We start from the raw sequence: 20,178 nt of genomic DNA, 5'->3' as shown, positions 1-20,178 counted from the left end.
ATGGACATTCCTTTGGTTCTTTTTTGTGTTCCATTGCTTTCATTTGAATAAACTTTGCTTGAGGAGGATAGGAAAGGTCTATTTCAATAATGATAATTATTATCAAAAAGAAATTAAAATAATTATTAATTGAAAATTGATCAGAACCTGTTATAATGAGTTACAGACCTACAGGAAGCTTGAAAAATCATAAGAATATAGATGGAAAACGGAACGGGTAACGATTGATGATATGAAAATAATTATCAATTAGGGAGGAGAAAACGATCATGAATGAGAATTCATCACTATATCAAACGACAAATCAAAAGGAATCAAAAAGATATTTTCACAAGTGGGCACAGCACGGAGAATTAATTGCAGCAGGGATTTCGGGGATTCTCATCTTGATTGGATGGGTTTTAGAGGATAAAAGCATGTGGAGTATTCCTCTTTTCATCCTTGCTTTTGCCATCGGAGGATTTGCAAAGGCGAAAGAAGGAATAGAAGAAACTATTTCATCTAAGACATTGAATGTTGAGCTTTTGATGATTTTCGCAGCGATAGGTTCAGCTATTATTGGATATTGGGCGGAGGGTGCCATCTTAATTTTTATTTTTTCATTAAGTGGTGCGCTTGAAACGTATACGTCAAATAAAAGCAAAAAAGATTTAACGGCCTTAATGAGTATCGCCCCGGATGAAGCCACTTTAATTGAGGAAGATGGCACAACCATTCGAATCTCCTCTTCATCATTAACGCCAGGCGATCGTATTATGATCAAAGCTGGAGAACGTATTGCGGCTGATGGTGTAATCTTAAGCGGAAAAACAAGTGTGGACGAATCTGCACTCACTGGTGAATCTGTTCCTCAGGAAAAAGGGCAAGGGGAAGATGTGTTTGCAGGAACTGTCAACTTAAATGGTTCGTTAACAGTAAAAGTAACGAAACATAATGAAGAAACGCTTTTCCATAAAATTATTAAGCTTGTTGAATCAGCGCAAGAAAGTGTTTCGCCGAGCCAAGCATTTATCGAAAAATTTGAAGGAGCATACGTAAAAGGTGTATTAATCACCGTAGCTATTTTAATGTTTCTTCCTCATTTTGTACTCGGCTGGAGCATGAGTGAAACCTTCTACCGGGCAATGGTGTTTATGGTCGTCGCATCACCTTGTGCACTTGTGGCATCCATTATGCCAGCAGCTCTTTCACTTATCTCAAACGGCGCAAGAAACGGTATGCTTGTGAAAGGAAGCGTCTTTTTAGAAAAGCTCGGCACAAGCACGATGATCGCATTTGATAAAACGGGCACAATTACAAGCGGGAAACCAGCTGTAGAAAAAGTTGTGATAGCAAAAGGACAAGATGAACCTGCTTTTTATCAGACGCTCTATCAAATTGAAAGTCAATCCAACCACCCATTGGCTAAAGCGATTTCTGATATGGCAAAAGAGCATCAAGTGGAACAATCAGCACATGTAACCATTGAAGAAACCTCTGGTTTTGGTGTAAAAGCACAATTGAATGGAGAAACATGGCGTATTGGGAAGAAGGATTTTGCAGGAAAGGCTTCAATGGACCGTGAGATTGAAGAAATTGGTGACGATCTTTCATTAAAAGGATATACAGTGGTGTATGTTCAAAAGGACAAAGAGGTCGTTGGGTGTCTTGGTCTTAAGGATCAAATAAGGCCAGAAGCCAAAAAAATGATTCAAGAACTGAATGATTTAGGCATCCAAACTGTTATGCTGACAGGAGACCAGAAAAAAACAGCTGAAGCCATTGCAGAAGAAGCCGGCATCCAAACCGTGGTTGCTGAATGCCTTCCAGATGAAAAGGTAAACGAAGTCAACAAACTAAAAAAACAAGGTGATTCTATTATTATGGTAGGTGACGGAATAAATGATGCACCTGCACTTGCCACAGCAGATGTTGGGGTTGCGATGGGCGGGGGCACAGACGTTGCCCTAGAAACAGCGGATCTTATTTTAATGAAGAACAACTTAAATAACCTGACAAAGATGATCCGCCTTTCAAGAAAGATGAATAGAATCATTAAACAAAACATTATCTTTTCATTAACTGTAATTTGCCTCTTAATTTGTGCGAATTTCTCACAAGTCCTTGATTTGCCTTTGGGTGTTATTGGGCATGAAGGAAGTACGATTTTGGTTATTTTAAATGGGCTGCGTCTGCTTCGTGCATCTTAAGCAACTCATCATGGTGCACTGACATGAAGTCAGTGCGCTTTTGTGCGAAATGCAGCAAAAACTGATACAATAGATCAGTAGTAAAACCGTGTGAGGAGGATACGATGAACCGAATGAAAAACTTGTCTTCTTGGCTTCAGAAAAAAGACATTCAAGGTGCATTTATACATACAAAGGAAAATGTGTTTTATCTATCAGGATACTTCACAGAGCCGCACGAAAGAGTCATGGGGCTGTTTGTTTTTCAGGAAGCAGATCCATTTTTTATTTTGCCTAAGATGGAAGTAGAGCAGGCGAAGAATGCTGGATGGTCGGGCGATATCATTGGGTATGAAGACCATGAAAACCCATTTGAATTCATTCAGTCAGCGATAGAAAAACGAGGTATACGAGCGACTCGTCTTGCGATTGAAAAAGAATCAATTCCACTGCAACGAGCAGAGCAGCTACACGCTGTCACGGGTGCAGAAACATTCGTCCGGGCAGAAGAGGAACTAAACCAGCTAAGACTGATTAAGGACGAAGCTGAAATAGCGACACTGAAAAAAGCCGCTCAATTGGCTGATAAAGGTGTAAACATTGGGGTCAACGCCTTAAAAGAAGGGATCACAGAAACAGAAGTGCTCGCTTTCATTGAATATGAACTAAAGAAAAAAGGTATCCAAGGCATGTCCTTTTCAACAATGGTTCTTTTTGGTGAAAAATCAGGCGAACCTCATGGGAATCCAGGACAGACAGCCTTAAAAAAAGGCGATTTTGTATTATTTGACCTTGGCGTCATTGTGGATGGATATTGTTCAGATATTACGAGAACGTTTATCTTCCAAGAAGCATCTGAAAAGCAAAAGGACATTTATCACACCGTATTAAAAGCAGAAATGGCCGCACTTGAAATGAGTCAGCCAGGTGTGAGAATCGGTGACCTTGACTTAAAGGCAAGAGGGCTGATCACAGAAGCGGGATATGGAGAATATTTCCCGCACCGCCTTGGACATGGATTAGGAGTCTCTGTTCATGAATTTCCTTCCATGAGCCAAGCCAATGACGACCTTCTGCAGGAAGGTATGGTCTATACGATTGAGCCGGGTATTTATGTACCAGGAGTCGGCGGGGTTAGAATTGAAGATGATGTTCTCATTACAGCAGATGGTCCAGTCACCTTAACCAATTATCCAAAAGAGCTGACGATCATCCATTAAAAAAAATCACGATGAACATCCGAAATATGGAAATGTCATCGTGATTTTTTGTCACTCTTGCCTATCCTTATCAACAAAAAAATCATCAATTGATTGAAACGGTTTGATTTTATGTTCTTTTCCTAAAGGATGTAATGCGAAGCGAGCAGAAAACAAAACAGCCATACATAATATGATCCATATGATGATACCCATCTTGAATTCCCCTTTCCATCCAGTGATTTGTTCAGCTCATATACATCTTAAAGTATGAAACGCTTATCATATCAAGAGAAAGTAGGAGAAAAAATGCCAAACATAAGGGAGATTGCGAAAAGAGCGGGCGTTTCTGTAACAACCGTCTCACGTGTGATGAATCATCATCCTTATGTCAAAGATGAAAAACGAGAACGAGTTCTGAATGCGATGAAAGAGCTTAAATATACAAGGAATATCCACGCAGTGCATTTAGCTAAGGGCTATTCGAATATGCTCGGGATCGTTCTCCCAACGATTGATCACTCCTATTTCAGCGGAATTGTCACAGGTATTGCTGAGAAAGCACAGGCGAGCGGTATGCACTTTGCTTTGTTTCAAACGGTTTATGATCCATTAAAAGAAAAAGAAGCCTTGATGAGTTTAAAAGAGCGGCGTGTTGACGGGTTAATCTTTTGCTCAAATGCGTTAAGTGATCGAGACATTCTCAAGTGGCAAGATTTTGGACCAGTTATTTTTTGTCATCCTACGGCACATGATGAATGTTCTGCAGTATCTATTGCGCATGATCAAGCATTTAAAGAAGGGCTTGATCATTTAGCGTCATGCGGTCATCAGCGAATTGCGATCGTTCTTGCCAGAACAGAAGGAGCGAATAGCCAAACGCGCCTTCAGGCTTATCAAGAAATGATGCGATCGCTCGGGCAGGACATTGATGAGGAGTGGATCATCGAAGGAAAGCTGACACTTTTTGATGGAAAGCAATTATTTACAGAATGGCAGGGGATGAAAAATCGTCCCACAGCATTACTGATCACAAATGACGACGTATCTGCAGGCTTTTTATTAGAAGCACAGCGTCACCACATAAAAGTAGGGGAATCACCAGCCATACTCGGCTTTCAAAACGAACAATTGAGTGAGGCTCTAGGGATTTCTAGCATTGAAATACCAATCAAACAAATGGGTCAGGAAGCTTTCGACTTGTTTTATCGGGCATTAAAGGGAGAAGCGCCAGAAAAAAGAGTGCTGCCTTTTCGCCTTATCGAGCGAACAACCACCGTTTTAAAAAACAATCGTTGACGCACGTTTCATCTGTTTTGTACGATAAGAGGGATTGAATAAGAAGGAGGTGGGGATGTTCATGGAATCCTTCACCGTTGATAAAGCGTTAAATAATAATGTCATCATTGCAAGACACCCTTCTTATGAAGAAGTGGTTTTGATTGGAAAAGGGATCGGCTTTGTAAAAAAATCGGGTGATGTTCTCGATCAAGCGTCATTTGAAAAGATGTTTGTGTTAAAAAACACGAAAGAACAAACTGAATATAAACAGTTGCTTCATCACATTGATGAGAACATGATCGAGCTTGCCAATGACGTCATTTATCATATACGAGAAAAATTGGGACATCGCTTGAATGAGTATATTCATATTGCACTGACCGATCATATTGCCTTTAGCTTTAAGCGAGTACAACAAGGCTATGATATCACCAATCCTTTTATGTTTGAGACAAAGTCGTTATACCCGAAAGAATACGAGGTCGCAAAGGAAGTCGTTGAACTGATTAACGAGCGGCCGGATATCGAAACAAAGCTTCCAGAAGGGGAGATTGGCTTTATCGCTCTCCACATTCATTCAGCTTTAACGAATCGGCCTCTATCTGAGGTGAATCGTCATTCGCAGCTCATCACTCAAATGGTCCAAGTCATAGAAGATTCATTTCATATGAAGGTAGACAGAGAAAGTATTCATTATTTACGTTTATTACGCCATATTACGTTTTCTATCGAGCGTATTAAAAGGGAAGAATCAATAGAGGAGCCAGAAAAGCTGTTTCATCTATTGAAAAATGAATATCCGCTATGCTACAATACTGCTTGGAAAATGATCAAAATAATGCAACATGCATTGAAAAAACCTGTACATGATGCTGAAGCTGTTTATCTCACTCTTCACCTGTACAGATTGACTAATAAAATTTCATAGTTTCCATTGAAACGTGTAACTGATTCGATCAGGCATGAGTGACTTAAGGTAAATACAGGATAAGATCCTGTTATTTGCGCAATATCACCATGCCTTTTTTGTGTTTGAAAGTGAAGTGGAAATGTAAATGGTTAATTATGAAATGTACGTCAGGGATTGAAAATGTATGTTGTAAGCGAAAACAAAAGGAGGTTCAACCAGTGTTTAAATCACTTTTTGGTGTGTTGCAAAAAATTGGACGAGCACTTATGCTTCCAGTTGCCATCCTTCCTGCTGCTGGTATTTTATTAGCACTTGGAAATGCGATGCAAAATCCGCAACTAATTGATGTAGCTCAATTTTTAAGCAATGATACAATTCAGCTTGTTGCAAGTGTTATGGAAAATTCAGGGAACATTGTCTTCTCGAATCTTCCGCTCTTATTTGCCGTAGGGGTTGCGATCGGTCTTGCCAATGGAGACGGTGTGGCAGGGATTGCCGCAATTATCGGTTATCTTGTCATGAACGTTGCCATGAGTGCCGTTTTAGTGGCAAATGGATCGATCCCTTCAGATTCTGTGAAATTGGCTCAATTTTTCAAGGAAAGTCATCCAGAGTATATCAACATGCTCGGCATTCCGACCTTGTCTACCGGCGTTTTTGGTGGGATCATTGTTGGGGTTTTAGCAGCTTATATGTATAATAAATTTTACAAAATTGAGCTCCCACAATATCTCGGTTTCTTTGCTGGTAAACGTTTTGTTCCAATCGTCACATCCATTTCAGCACTTATTTTAGGCCTTTTGATGCTGATCATTTGGCCGCCAATCCAAAGTGCACTGAACTCTTTTTCAACAGGACTGCTTGCAGCGAATGAGCCGCTTGCTGCCTTTGTATTCGGTGTGATTGAACGTTCACTAATTCCATTTGGTCTGCACCATATTTTCTACTCGCCATTCTGGTATGAATTCTTTAGCTATAAGAGCTTATCAGGAGAGCTGGTACGTGGTGACCAGCGTATCTTCATGGCACAAATCAAAGATGGTGTCCAGCTGACAGCCGGAACATTCATGACAGGAAAATATCCGTTCATGATGTTTGGACTTCCAGCAGCAGCACTTGCGATTTACCATGAAGCGAAACCAAAGAATAAAAAGCTTGTAGCTGGAATTATGGGCTCAGCCGCACTCACATCTTTCTTAACAGGGATTACAGAACCGCTTGAATTTTCATTCTTGTTCGTTGCACCATTATTATTTGCGATTCATTGCGTATTTGCCGGAATATCCTTTATGATAATGGATATTCTAAACGTGAAAATCGGGATGACCTTCTCAGGAGGGTTAATCGACTTTTTCTTATTTGGTATCTTGCCAAACAGGACGGCTTGGTGGCTTGTGATTCCAGTAGGTCTCTTACTTGCTGTCATTTATTACTTCGGCTTTAGATTTGCAATTCGCAAATTTAATCTGAAAACGCCAGGTCGTGAGGATGAAGCGACAGATGGTGCAAGTGGAGCTAAGTCTGAAAAAGGTGATGACTTGCCGTATGAAATCCTTGAAGCGATGGGTGATCAAGAAAACATTAAACACCTAGATGCTTGTATTACGCGTTTGCGTGTCACTGTGAATGATCAGAAAAAAGTGGACAAAGACCGTTTGAAAAAGCTTGGCGCTTCAGGTGTTCTTGAAGTAGGGAACAACATTCAGGCAATCTTCGGCCCGCTCTCTGATAATTTAAAAACACAAATGCAAGACATCATTGCAGGCCGCATGTCTCGTCTAGCTAAAGACCCTTCCGCAAAAGAAGAAGTTAGCCAGCAGGTCGAAGAAGTGATTGCAAAGCCGCTTCAAAATGAGCAAGAGGAAATCTTTTCTTCACCAATTACAGGGGAGCTGTATCCAATTACGGATGTACCAGATCAAGTATTCTCAGGGAAAATGATGGGTGACGGTTTCGCCATCTTGCCAAAAGATGGAATGGTGATATCACCAGTGAAAGGGAAAATATTAAATGTTTTCCCAACGAAACACGCGATTGGCCTACAATCTGAAAATGGACTTGAAATCTTGATTCACTTCGGTATTGATACGGTCAGCCTAAAAGGTGAAGGATTTGAAGCATTCGTACAAGAGGGAGATCAAGTAAAAATCGGTCAAAAGCTCTTAGAAGTTGATATTGATAAAATTAAGTCTGAAGTACCATCTTTGATGACACCAATTGTATTTACAAACTTAAGTGAAGGACAATTTATTGACCTTCAAGAATCCGGTGAAATTAAAGCTGGTCAAGAAAACATCATGAAAATTTCAAAATAATTTTCATAACTGCCGTTCTTGTTAGATGACAAGCACGGCAATATGATATAATATTTTGTGGATGTATTAATTGTATAAAAAGGAGATTGATTAAAATGGCTCAACAAACATTCAAAGTAACTGCAGATTCTGGAATTCACGCACGTCCTGCAACAGTTCTTGTTCAAACTGCTAGTAAATATGATGCTGATATTAACTTAGAATATAATGGTAAAACAGTGAATCTGAAATCTATTATGGGTGTAATGTCTCTAGGAATTGCGAAAGGTGCTTCGATCACGATTTCTGCTTCTGGTTCTGATGAAAATGATGCACTTGCAGCTTTAAAAGACACAATGAAAAGTGAAGGCCTAGGCGAGTAATGCAACAACTGAAAGGAATCGGTGCTTCAGCAGGCGTTGTGATTGCAAAAGCATATCGTCTGGAAGAACCAGATTTAACTGTTCACCAAAAAGACATCAATGATCCAGAGACAGAAGTGAAGCGTTTTGAAGAAGCAATTCATGTTTCTAAACAAGAACTTGAAGCAATTAAAGAACATGCGCTAAAAGAGCTTGGCCAAGACAAAGCAGATATCTTTTCTGCACACCTTCTTGTGTTAAGTGATCCAGAGCTGCTAAACCCAGTAAAGGACAAAATCAAATCTGATAAAGTAAATGCTGAATTTGCTTTAAAAGAAACAGCGACGATGTTTGTCAAAATGTTCGAAGCAATGGACAATGAATACATGAAGGAACGTGCAGCGGATATTCGCGACGTAACAAAACGTGTAACTGGACATTTGCTAGGCGTTGACATTCCAAATCCAAGCATGATTTCTGAAGAAGTGATCATCATTGCTGAAGATTTAACACCTTCTGATACTGCTCAGCTGAACAGACAATTTGTTAAAGGTTTTGCGACAGATATTGGCGGACGTACTTCTCACTCAGCCATCATGGCAAGATCTATGGAGATTCCAGCAGTTGTTGGAACAAAAGAAGCGACAAAAACGGTGAAAAATGATGATGTCATCATTGTTGATGGTATTAGCGGAGACGTCATCATTCAGCCTTCTGAAGATGAAGTGAAAGCGTATCAAAAAAAGCATGAAGACTACTTAGCTCAAAAAGCGGAATGGGCGAAACTGGTTGACCAGCCAACGGTCACAAAAGACGGCGTTCACGTAGAGCTAGCGGCAAATATCGGAACACCTGAAGATGTAAAAGGTGTACTTGAAAATGGCGGCGAAGCAGTCGGATTGTACCGTACTGAATTTTTATACATGGGCAGAGATCAGCTTCCTACAGAAGAAGAGCAGTTCGATGCGTATAAAACCGTTTTAGAGAAAATGGAAGGGAAAGCAGTGGTTGTCCGCACACTAGATATTGGTGGCGATAAAGAACTTCCTTACTTGCAGCTTCCAAAAGAAATGAACCCGTTCCTTGGCTATAGAGCGATCCGCCTTTGCCTAGAAGAGCAGGAGATTTTCAGAACACAACTACGCGCGTTACTTCGTGCAAGTACATATGGAAACTTGAAAATCATGTTCCCTATGATCGCGACGTTATCAGAGTTTAGAGAAGCAAAAGCCATTTTACTTGAAGAAAAAGAAGCATTGGTTGCCGCTGGTACAGTCGTATCTGATTCCATTGAAATTGGGATGATGGTGGAAATTCCATCAACAGCTGTCATTGCAGACCAATTTGCAAAAGAAGTAGATTTCTTCAGTATTGGAACAAATGATTTGATTCAATACACAATGGCTGCTGATCGAATGAACGAACGAGTGTCTTATCTTTATCAGCCATACAATCCAGCTATTTTACGCCTTATTACGCTTGTCATTGAAGCAGCGCATAAAGAAGGCAAATGGGTTGGTATGTGCGGTGAAATGGCAGGAGATGAAATCGCAATCCCACTCCTACTTGGATTAGGATTAGATGAATTCTCAATGAGTGCAACTTCCATTCTTCCAGCAAGAACGCAGCTAAGCAAGCTTTCTAAGGAAGAAGCTGCATCATTTAAAGAGCATATTTTATCACTTAGTACAACAGAAGAAGTTGTTGAATTCGTCAAGAAAACGTTTTAAAAAACTTGGTGAATCAAACCAGGCAGGTTACACTGTCTGGTTTTTTTGTCGAATTTTATCATAATAAGTCATATCGAGCGAAGAGAAGGGCATTCTATAATAAAAAATGGAGGTGACCAGATTGCCTTTTTCAGACTATAAGCCAGGTGATCAAGTATATGTGATTTATCGCAATCCACATGCAGCAAATGTAGCACAAATTAAAGAAGCGGAAATCGTTTCACATCCATACAATGATCAAGAGCTTGCACTTTTTTTACTTGAAACATATCATCCATTAGCACCTGATGATGCTATATTTCCAACTTACGAAGAAGCTGAAGCCCTGTATCAAGATCTATTTGAATAAGGGAGATATTAGAAAGGATAAAAGCCATCCTGAGCGGTTAAAGTAAGGGAAACCTTAAAGGTAAGGATGTGCTAAATATGATCAAGCCTTTCGTCCCCCAGCTTGTTTACATTGAACCTCGTGCGTTAGAGTACCCATTAGGACAAGAGCTGAAGGAAAAGTTCGAAGATATGGGAATTGAAATAAGAGAAACGACTTCACATAACCAGGTGAGAAATATCCCAGGGAAAAATGACTTGCAAAAGTATCGTAATGCGAAATCAACGCTTGTCATTGGTGTAAGGCAAACATTGAAGTTTGATTCGTCTAAACCATCTGCGGAGTATGCGATTCCGTTTGCGACAGGATGCATGGGGCATTGTCATTATTGCTACCTACAAACGACTATGGGAAGTAAGCCGTACATTCGAACATATGTCAATGTAGAAGAAATATTAGATCAGGCAGAGCAATACATGAATGAGCGTGCGCCGGATATCACAAGATTTGAAGCCTCGTGTACCTCCGACATCGTAGGGATTGACCATTTGACACATATACTCAAACGAGCGATTGAATACTTCGGACAGTCCGATCTTGGCAAGCTTCGCTTCGTCACAAAATTTCATCATGTCGATCATCTATTAGATGCAAAACATAACGGACGAACAAGGTTCCGCTTTAGTATTAATGCCGATTATGTCATTAAATATTTCGAACCAGGAACATCACCGCTCGATCAGCGGATTAAAGCGGCTGAAAAGGTAGCCAAAGCAGGCTATCCACTTGGCTTTATTATTGCCCCAATATATCTTCATGAAGGCTGGCAAGGGGGATATAAAGTGCTTTTTGAAAAGCTCGATGCAGCTCTTCCTGAAGATGTGAGACAGGATATCACCTTTGAAATGATTCAGCACCGTTTTACAAAACCAGCGAAGCGTGTCATCCAAAAAAACTACCCGAAAACAAAATTAGAATTAGATGAAGAAAAAAGAAGATACAAGTGGGGTCGATATGGAATTGGAAAATATATCTATAAAAAAGATGAGGAACAAGAACTAAGACAGACGTTAGAATCATATATCAATCAGTACTTTCCATCTGCAAAAATTGAATATTTTACTTAAAACAAGCCTTTGTGGCTTGTTTTTTCTATTTAAATTTCTTGCAACTATTGAAAAGGTACCAATTTTACCGATATATAAGACGAAAGTAGGATGTAGGGGTGATGAGATGTTTAAGAAACTTCAAATGAAGATCGCTGTATTTATCTCAGTTATTTTAATTTTAACTGTCGTAGCGGATCAAGTTAGTTCCAACATAGTATTAAGACCACTCATTGAACGAAATGCGAAAACAACCACAACAGCAATGGTAGAAAGCATGAGAGACATCATTGCACTAAAGCTTGATAATTACAGCAATACAATTAACAAACTGGCAACAAGTACACTTACTGAAGATTTTGTACAAAAACAAACAAAACAAACATTGGCACTTGAAAACGATGAACTAAAAGGTTTGCAGGAGCAGGATGAACTTATCTCGCTTGCCTATATTGGAACAAGTGCCGGCAAAATGTTCGCTTTCCCAGAGTCTGATTTTGGCGAAGGGTATGATCCATCGAAACGAGATTGGTTTATTCAATCGGCTGAAAAGCCTGATGAGGTCTTGTGGACAGACCCATATATCGATAAAGCAACGAATGAAATGGTCGTCTCAGCGACTAAGGCGATAGTTCATAATGGAAAAGTCGTTGGGGTCGCTGGACTTGATTTGAAGCTGTCCTCCATTCAATCCTATATAAAGGAACAAAAGATTCCTTATATGGGCACCGCTTTCTTAGTTGATGGTACAGGAACTATTTTGGCACATCCAACTCATCAAGGAAAAAATATATCAAAAGTAGCTTCTTTGAAAAAAGCGATCGACAATTCTGGTATTGATGATGACAAAGAGCTGACTGTCATTTCTAAAATGAAAGAAGGGAATTTAACGATAGGGGTTAGCTTCGAGAAAAAGAAATTGCTTTGGATCACTGAACAAATGAATCAGACAAGTATCATCATATCTGTCATTGTCATTGTACTTGCCATGATTCTAAGCTTTTTATTAGCAAGAAGCATTACAACACCAATCCAACGTTTAGTAGAGCATGTTCGTAAAGTGTCTGAAGGCGATTTAACCAGCTCACTTGAAACGAAGTCCAAGGATGAAATAGGTTTCCTCACGAAAAGCTTTAATCAGATGACAGAGGGCATCAGAGAGTTAATCGAAAAAGTGAAAGGTGCTTCAGATCAGGTTGTGAAATCAACTGATGAAGTGACGCAAATTTCAAACGAGACCTTGCTATCTAGCGAACAGATTGCAACTGCCATTCAAGAGGTAGCTACAGGGGCGTCTAAGCAGGCATCAGAGGTTGAAACCATTAATGAGAAATCAGAGCATTTGTATGAAAAAGTTCGTCATATGGTTGAGCTTGCCTCGCAAATGCAAACCAACTCAAAATCATCTGAAGATGCAAGCTATAGAGGACTTGATGCTCTTGGTCAGCTCGTCCAAAAATCGACACAAGCAAGTGAAGAATCGAAGAAGGTAGAGCAAATGCTGCTTGACCTTGAGCATAAAACGAAAAATATTGAAAACGTCGTGACGGCAATCTCTGAAATCTCTGACCAAACGAACTTACTTGCACTAAATGCCAGCATTGAAGCAGCGAGAGCGGGAGAAAGCGGAAGAGGCTTCGCTGTTGTCGCAGAAGAAGTAAGAAAGCTGGCTGAACAATCTGTGCAATCAACTAAACACATTAGTGAAACCGTGAAACTCATTCAAGATGAATCAAAGAAGGCAGCAGAAGCGATGACAGCAGCAAGTAAAATGAATGAGGAACAAGGTGAAGCCATCAATGCAACAGGTGAGGCACTAAACAGCATCACAATGGAAATGCAGGCGCTTGTCGGCTCCATTGATAGCATTCATTCACAGATCAATGAAATGACAGAAGAACAGCAGAAAATGAATGATTCCATTCAAAGCATTGCTGCAATTTCAGAAGAATCTGCGGCTTCAGCTGAGGAAGTGCATGCTACTACAGACGAACAAGTGCAAGCTTTAGAAAGAACGAAAACCTCGACCGAAATGCTAAACGAATCAAGCGAGGCATTACGTCAGGCGGTTGACCGGTTTAAGCTATAATAGAGAGTGAAGGAACCTTGCAACGTGAGCAAGGTTCTTTTTGTATGATAAAATAAGAGCTAGGGGGTGTTGACATGGATGTCAATCTATTTTGAAAAAAAGCATTGGTTGCAGCAAGCAGTCAGGGAATTGGAAAAGCGATTTCCTTTTCTCTAGCAAAAGAGGGAGCAGACGTGACGCTCTCAGGGAGACATGAGCATCCGCTGAAAGAAAAGGTCAAAGAATTTTCCCCGCTCGTAAAAGGTCAGCTGACCTTCAAGTATGTGATGTGTCTAATGCGCAAACCAAGGAGCTTTTGGATACGGCTGCTGGTGAGTAAAATCGTCTTCACATTCTTGTGAACAATACAGGCGGTCCTAAAAGGAACGTTCGCTACCTAAACGGATCAAGATTGGGAACGAGCTATCCCGCTTGGCCGGTACGGACAGCCCGAAGAATTTGCTACATATGCGGCTTTTCTTTTATGAAGCCAATACATATATGACAGGTCAAACACTTGTGAATGATGGTGGATTCATACAAAGTCTCTTTCAGGAGGAACACGTGATGGTAAAAATCAAAACAGTTGGTTTTATTGGAATCGGTGTAATGGGAAATAGTTTGGCAAGACATTTAATGGCTGCAGGATATGAGGTTCTCATTTATACAAGAACAAAAGCAAAGGCAGACGCATTGATTGAAAAAGGCGCTTCGTGGAAATCGACATTGAAGGATATGGCAAAAGATGCGGACGCCGTCATCACAATGGTTGGATATCCATCAGATGTGGAAAAGATCTATTTAGGAGAAGAAGGGCTCGTGACACATGCTGCGCGAGGTACATATCTCATTGATATGACAACATCGAAGCCTCAGCTTGCAAAAGAGATTGAAATGAAGGCGAAGGAAAGAGGACTATTTGCGTTAGATGCGCCGGTATCTGGCGGAGACGTAGGGGCAAAAAACGGAACGCTGGCAATTATGATTGGTGGAGAAAAAGCAGCCTATGAAGCTTGCCTGCCGTTATTTCATCAAATGGGCGAAAACATTCAATATCAAGGGCCTGCAGGAAGCGGTCAGCATACTAAAATGTGTAACCAAATTGCCATCGCTGCAGGCATGGTAGGTGTCGCAGAGGCAATGGCCTACGCAACAAAATCAGGTCTTGATCCAGAGCAGGTGCTCAAAAGCATCACAACAGGTGCTGCAGGAAGCTGGTCCTTGTCAAACCTTGCACCACGAATGCTGAAAGGTGATTTCGAGCCAGGATTTTATGTGAAACATTTTATTAAAGATATGGGCATTGCGCTTGAAGAAGCTGAGCTGATGGGAGAAGAGATGCCGGGCTTGTCACTTGCGAAGTCTCTTTATGAAAAGCTTCGTGAAGAAGGCGAAGAAAACAGCGGAACACAAAGCATCTATAAATTGTGGGTAAAATAAGAAAGCCTGTCCCCATTGGGGACAAGCTTTTTTATTTTCCGATGAATTGCTGCGTCCAGTAGTTACCATCTTTCACATAACCAACACCGATATGTGTATAGTTTTTGTTCAAAATGTTCGCTCTATGGCCTTCACTGTTCATCCAAGCTGTCATAACTTCTTGAGGTGATCTTTGACCTTGGGCAATGTTTTCACCTGCTGTTTTATATGTGATACCGAATTGCTTCATTTGATCAAATGGAGATCCGTAAGTTGGGCTTGTATGAGAGAAATAGTTTTTATCTTTCATATCTTGAGATTTTGCGCGAGCAGATTTGCTTAATTTTGTATCAACAGAAAGCGCCTTTAATCCTTGTTTTGCACGTTCTTTATTTGTTAGCTCAACGACTTCCTTTTCAAATGCATTTAAGCTGCTGTCTTCTTTCGTTGTTGGTTCTGTTTGGTCAGCTTTTGTGTTGTTATTGTTTGTGTTTTGTTTTGACGGAGTGCTTGGTTTAGAATCAGTTGGTTTGTTCACTGATTCTTGTTTTTGTTCATTTTTCGCTTTATTTACTTCCTTTACCACTTCTGTACCAGTGACAGGTTGACCGCTCTTGATCAGCTTGTTTAATAGAGCTTCAATCTCTTTTTGATTTGATTTACTTAGCTTGTTTACATCTGATGAGATATGTAATTCTGTAGCTAAAGTATGAAGATCAATAGCTTGATGCTGTTCGTGTAGGGCTTGTTTTAGATTACACTCCTTTGCATCAGCTGAATACCCTCCAGTGAACGTGATCAATGCAGCAGCTGTTAGTGCTGAAAAAAAGAATGATTTCTTCTTCATCATGTAACTCCTCCTCAAATCTTTTGTTTTGTTTTCTCACATAAAATCGTAACACGGACTTTTTGTTATAAACGTACCAGCATCCTCCATTGACAAAGCGTGTTTGTCATTTTTGTTAAAGTCATAGAAAGAGTCTCTTCATATCAAAGAATAGAAAATAATTCTATTTAAAGAAAACGACATAAACATACCAATATTTTAAAGTGTTAGTATTTTTTTTTTGTAGAATAGGGATTGACAGCTTTTTTTCACTTGTTTCGCTGTAACAACTATTACAAAAGTGTTACAATAATGAGTGGTAATTGTAAAAGATTGAAAGGATGAGAGGAGCTACATAAGTGGGAGAGAAACAGCATCAAGGTGCTGCCGAGCAGAAAAAAATCAAGCGTCGGAACGCCTGGAGGATCAATCTCTTTTTCTTCGCTGTATTTAGTTTATTTGCTGGCCTGGTGATCAAGCTTGGTGTGCTGCAAATCGTCAATGGTGAGGATTATAAAAAGCAAGCAAACCGAACTGAGGTCAAAACAGCATCATACCCGTCTCCAAGAGGAAAAATGTATGACGCGAGAGGAAGAGTCGTCGTTGATAACGAGAGTGTACCTGCCATCGTTTATACATCAGAAAGCGGTGTGAAAGCGGAGGATAAGATTAAGGTAGCAAGAAAACTTGCGACTTATATAAAAATGGATACTGATTTTTTGAGAGAGCGAGACATTCGAGATTTTTGGCTAGCCAGTCACCCAAAAGAAGCGGATCAGCTAATATCAAAAGCGGAAAAAAAGGATATCGATGCAAAAGACGTCTATCCGCTTCAAGTAGAGCGTGTGCCAAAGAAAGAAGTAAAAGCGATTGAAAACGATGCAACCGAAAAAGCAGTTGCAGCCATCTACCGAAGGTTTACTGGCGGATATGCCTTTGAGCCTCAAATTGTCAAAGCAATGGATCCGAATGAAGAGAAAAAAGGGGACGAAAAAGTTGCTTTACTCGATGAAACAAAAGAATCAAAACAAACATCTTCAGTGAGTTTGACATACGAAGAAATTTCACTTGTATCAGAGCACCTTGATGAACTGCCTGGCGTGAATGTCATCAATGACTGGACAAGAAAATATCCATATGAAAAGACACTATATAATGTTCTTGGCGGTGTGACTACACCTGAGCAAGGGATTATTAAAGAACGTGAAGATTACTATTTGGCAAGAGGCTACTCGAGAAATGACCGGGTAGGAAAGAGCTATTTAGAATATCAATACGAGGATTTTCTAAATCCAGAAAAAGCAACCGTTCAATATACACAAGTCGGCGGGAAGCTGCTTGAAGAAATTAAGCGGACAGAGGGCCGAAGAGGACTTGACCTTGCGCTGACGTTTGACATGGAGCTGCAAAAGGAAGTCGACAAGATCGTCGAATCAGAGCTTAGATCTGCTAGTGCAAGAAACTATATGATGGACCGGGCATTTGTTGTGATGATGGACCCTAACACAGGTGATATTCTCGCCATGTCAGGAAAGAAAATGGACGGCAGAGAAGTCACAGATTATGCCATCGGAACATTTACGACCCAGTACGAGATGGGCTCTGTCGTCAAAGGGGCTACAGTACTCGCCGGTTATCAGGACGGAATGTCACACAATCAATCCTATATGGATACACCGCTCTATTTTGGGAGGAATGGAAAGCCGAAAAAGTCTTATAGTAATCTTGGTTGGGTCAATGACCTTCGGGCCCTTCAAAAAAGTTCAAACGTCTATATGTTCCATGTAGCGATGAGAATGGCAGGTATCACCTATCAAAAGAACGGTCCGTTACCAGCAAGACCTGAACATTTACAAAAAATGAGAAATTACTATGCGCAATTCGGTCTTGGGGTAAAAACAGGAATCGACCTGCCGCAGGAATCAAGCGGAATGCAGACGCATCCTAAGACGGTCGGCGGACTCTTGCTTGATGAAGCAATTGGTCAGTATGACACGTATACACCTCTTCAGGTCGCACAATACATGTCGACAATCGCAAATGGAGGCAATCGCGTTCAGCCAAGAGTGGTGAAAAGCGTTCACCTACCAACGAATAAGGAAGAAGTAGGCTCGGTTGTGAAAAAATATGAGCCGAAGGTGCTGAACACCATTAACAACTCGAAAACAGATATTGACCGCGTCAAAATGGGACTGAAAATGGTCACATCAGCCGGCGGAACTGCCAATGGCCGGTTCGGTAAGCATGATGTAGCAGGAAAAACGGGCACGGCCCAGACTTTTTATTATGGCGCCAACCGCAGCTGGTGGGGGAATGCTACGTACAATTTAACCTTTGGAGGATATTATCCATCTTCTAATCCAAAGGTGGCTTTTAGTGTCGTGACACCTTATATAACAGATAAAGACCCTGTCATTAAAAACATTCCAAGTAAAATTGTTGATAAGTACGTTGAATTACAAAAGAAATATGAAAACAATAAACAGTAGGGAGCACAGCAAACAAAGTGCTCCCTTTTTACTGAAAATATGGACGTTTCACACGAGTTTGGAAGGAAATTACGGTTTTTCTAGCGAATCCTTTTTATACATCAAACTAAGGACAACCCTAAAAAATAAAAGGAGGGTCGGACGACGATGGAACAAAAAATGAAAGATTCGAATCAGCTTTACTCGAATATTGATTTACATGCCGTTCTTTCTTCTAATGGCCGTTTTCTCTACATTTCTTCCAATTGTAAGCAGCTTTTGCTCTATGAACAAAAGGATGTAATAGGGTGTTTTATGAAAGACTTTGTTCATACCGAAGATCAATTTCTCATCGAAAGTTATTTCTATAATCAGCACATGCTAGAGATTTGCCACTTTAGACTGCTTAGAAGTGATCTTACAGCTGTTTGGGTAGAAGCAAGCATTGACTTTGTTGCTTGTAATGGTTTGGACAACGAATTAGGTAGAGAAATGATCCTGAAAATGAGGGTGCTGGACGCTGAGCCCCAGAAAGCAGCATTTCAAACAAAAACAGAAGTGTCAGAACAGTCGTTAGGCAGTCTACCGGCTTTCCAAGATGTCAGTGAAGCTGAAAAATTGATTGCCATGCTGCCAAATCCGTTATGTATTACGACGTTAGGGAAAATTGTGTATGCGAATGATGCGATGCTGCAATTAATGGGGGTTTGCACAAGAGATGAAATGATTGGCAAGTCTGTGTTTGATTTTATTGCAGAGGAATACCATAAGATTGTCAGAAACCGCATTACAAGGCTACAGCAGGGCCTTTCAGTCGGAATGATTGAACAAATATGGAAACGAAAAGATGGGAGCAGCATTCACATTGAAGTAAAGTCATCGCCTACGATCTATCAAAATCAGCGGGCAGAGCTTTTGCTCTTAGTGGACATCTCATCCCGTAAAAAATTCCAAACTGTCCTTCAAAAAAGCAGAGAGCGGTATCAGTTGCTTATCCAAAATTCAATTGATACGATTGCGGTCATCCATGATCATAAATGGGTGTTTATGAATGAATCGGGCATTAAATTATTTGAAGCCGAACATTACGATAAATTAATAGGAAAGGATATCTTTCATCAAATCCATTCTTGTGATCAGCAAAAAGTCAAACAGAGCTTATCGCGTATTATTGAAAGAACATCAGATTCTGAGATTGTCACAATGAGCTGTCATACGTTTAAACATCGGCTTATTTATACAGAAATGGTTTGTATCCCGACGACATTCTTTGGAGAAACAGCCGTTCAAATTATTTTAAGAGATATATCCGAACGAAAGCAGACAGAAGAACTGATGCTACGCTCTGAAAAATTATCAATTGCAGGTCAATTGGCTGCGGGTATTGCACATGAAATAAGGAATCCATTAACAGCGATCAAAGGCTTTTTACAGCTCATTAAACCAAAAACAAAAGACCGTGATCAATATTTTGATATTGTCTTCTCTGAGCTAAGCAGAATTGAGATTATTTTAAGTGAGCTGTTAATGCTGGCGAAGCCACAGCAAACAGCATCGATGCAGACGCTTGATTTGAAAAAAATCATCAGCGAAGTCACAGCTTTGTTAGAAACACAGGCCAACTTAAATGGGATTTTGATGAACACAAGTGATATCGAGGAGGATCTCCTGATAAATGGGGATCAAAATCAGCTGAAGCAGGTGTTTATCAATTTAATCAAAAATGCCGTAGAATCCATGCCGGACGGAGGAAAGCTAGACATTATGGCCAAAGCAGAAAGAGATGGGATACTTGTCACGATTAGAGATGAAGGGGTCGGCATTCCTGAATCAGTGATGAAGCGGATAGGTGAGCCCTTTTTGACCACAAAAGAAAAAGGCACAGGGCTCGGGCTCATGGTGACATTTAACATTTTAGAAAATCACAATGGGACGATCCGTGTCGATAGTCAGCCTAAGAAGGGGACTGTGTTTCACATCATGTTTCCTGCAAAATAAAAACAACGGCAAGAGAGCCGT

Annotated in this window: 16 protein-coding genes; 14 read left to right on the top strand and 2 right to left on the bottom strand. The window is 40.4% G+C overall.

From position 1 onward, the window contains the following. Nucleotides 1-269: 269 nt before the first annotated feature. Nucleotides 270-2,189: a heavy metal translocating P-type ATPase gene (locus LC033_RS04395; protein ID WP_226567043.1), complete on the top strand. Its 1,920-nt coding sequence runs from the start codon at nucleotides 270-272 to the stop codon at nucleotides 2,187-2,189. Nucleotides 2,190-2,293: 104 nt separating this feature from the next. After that, the gene (locus LC033_RS04390; RefSeq protein WP_226567042.1) at nucleotides 2,294-3,388 is read left to right on the top strand and encodes a M24 family metallopeptidase; all 1,095 of its coding nucleotides are present in this window, start codon (nucleotides 2,294-2,296) and stop codon (nucleotides 3,386-3,388) included. Nucleotides 3,389-3,439: 51 nt separating this feature from the next. Here LC033_RS04390 and LC033_RS04385 read toward each other — a convergent pair whose 3' ends face one another. Continuing rightward, nucleotides 3,440-3,583, bottom strand: coding sequence for a hypothetical protein (locus LC033_RS04385; protein WP_226567041.1), 144 nt, complete (start codon nucleotides 3,581-3,583; stop codon nucleotides 3,440-3,442). A gap of 93 nt (nucleotides 3,584-3,676) precedes the next feature. On the opposite strand from LC033_RS04385, the gene LC033_RS04380 reads away from it, so the two are divergent. The 10 genes from LC033_RS04380 (at nucleotide 3,677) to LC033_RS04335 (ending at nucleotide 14,886) form a co-directional block, all read left to right on the top strand. Next, nucleotides 3,677-4,666, top strand: a complete 990-nt coding sequence (locus LC033_RS04380; protein ID WP_226567040.1) for a LacI family DNA-binding transcriptional regulator — start codon at nucleotides 3,677-3,679, stop codon at nucleotides 4,664-4,666. 61 nt (nucleotides 4,667-4,727) lie between these two features. Then, on the top strand, nucleotides 4,728-5,576 hold the full coding sequence (gene glcT / locus LC033_RS04375; RefSeq protein ID WP_226567039.1) for a glucose PTS transporter transcription antiterminator GlcT: 849 nt from the start codon (nucleotides 4,728-4,730) through the stop codon (nucleotides 5,574-5,576). 200 nt (nucleotides 5,577-5,776) lie between these two features. After that, nucleotides 5,777-7,873, top strand: a complete 2,097-nt coding sequence (gene ptsG / locus LC033_RS04370; protein WP_226567038.1) for a glucose-specific PTS transporter subunit IIBC — start codon at nucleotides 5,777-5,779, stop codon at nucleotides 7,871-7,873. 95 nt (nucleotides 7,874-7,968) lie between these two features. Beyond that, entirely contained in the window at nucleotides 7,969-8,235 is a 267-nt protein-coding gene (locus LC033_RS04365; RefSeq protein WP_226567037.1) for a phosphocarrier protein HPr, read from the top strand. Further along, nucleotides 8,235-9,944, top strand: a complete 1,710-nt coding sequence (ptsP, locus tag LC033_RS04360) for a phosphoenolpyruvate--protein phosphotransferase (RefSeq protein ID WP_226567036.1) — start codon at nucleotides 8,235-8,237, stop codon at nucleotides 9,942-9,944. Before LC033_RS04365 ends, ptsP begins: the two co-directional genes overlap by 1 nt. Nucleotides 9,945-10,065: 121 nt before the next feature. Next, complete coding sequence (locus LC033_RS04355) at nucleotides 10,066-10,293, top strand: transcriptional regulator SplA domain-containing protein (protein WP_376776401.1); 228 nt, start codon at nucleotides 10,066-10,068, stop codon at nucleotides 10,291-10,293. Nucleotides 10,294-10,370: 77 nt separating this feature from the next. Next, complete coding sequence (gene splB, locus LC033_RS04350; RefSeq protein WP_226567034.1) at nucleotides 10,371-11,399, top strand: spore photoproduct lyase; 1,029 nt, start codon at nucleotides 10,371-10,373, stop codon at nucleotides 11,397-11,399. 106 nt (nucleotides 11,400-11,505) lie between these two features. After that, nucleotides 11,506-13,467: a methyl-accepting chemotaxis protein gene (locus LC033_RS17525; protein ID WP_226567033.1), complete on the top strand. Its 1,962-nt coding sequence runs from the start codon at nucleotides 11,506-11,508 to the stop codon at nucleotides 13,465-13,467. 104 nt (nucleotides 13,468-13,571) lie between these two features. Further along, entirely contained in the window at nucleotides 13,572-13,808 is a 237-nt protein-coding gene (locus tag LC033_RS17165) for an SDR family NAD(P)-dependent oxidoreductase (RefSeq protein ID WP_226567032.1), read from the top strand. Between the two features lie 205 nt (nucleotides 13,809-14,013). Beyond that, nucleotides 14,014-14,886, top strand: a complete 873-nt coding sequence (locus LC033_RS04335; RefSeq protein WP_264188639.1) for an NAD(P)-dependent oxidoreductase — start codon at nucleotides 14,014-14,016, stop codon at nucleotides 14,884-14,886. Nucleotides 14,887-14,917: 31 nt separating this feature from the next. Here the strand turns inward: LC033_RS04335 and LC033_RS04330 are convergent, their stop codons facing one another. Next, entirely contained in the window at nucleotides 14,918-15,712 is a 795-nt protein-coding gene (locus LC033_RS04330; protein WP_226567068.1) for a CAP domain-containing protein, read from the bottom strand. A 338-nt stretch (nucleotides 15,713-16,050) separates the two neighbouring features. Between LC033_RS04330 and LC033_RS04325 the strand changes: the two genes are divergently transcribed. Beyond that, complete coding sequence (locus tag LC033_RS04325; protein ID WP_226567031.1) at nucleotides 16,051-18,180, top strand: peptidoglycan D,D-transpeptidase FtsI family protein; 2,130 nt, start codon at nucleotides 16,051-16,053, stop codon at nucleotides 18,178-18,180. A gap of 147 nt (nucleotides 18,181-18,327) precedes the next feature. Next, on the top strand, nucleotides 18,328-20,157 hold the full coding sequence (locus tag LC033_RS04320) for a PAS domain-containing sensor histidine kinase (protein ID WP_226567030.1): 1,830 nt from the start codon (nucleotides 18,328-18,330) through the stop codon (nucleotides 20,155-20,157). The last annotated feature ends 21 nt before the right edge of the window (nucleotides 20,158-20,178 follow it).

It is taken from the genome of Bacillus stratosphericus, assembly GCF_020524495.1.
In the GTDB taxonomy this organism is placed as follows: Bacteria; Bacillota; Bacilli; order Bacillales; family Bacillaceae; genus Bacillus; species Bacillus stratosphericus_B.
This window is presented reverse-complemented; position numbering and strand designations above follow the sequence as displayed.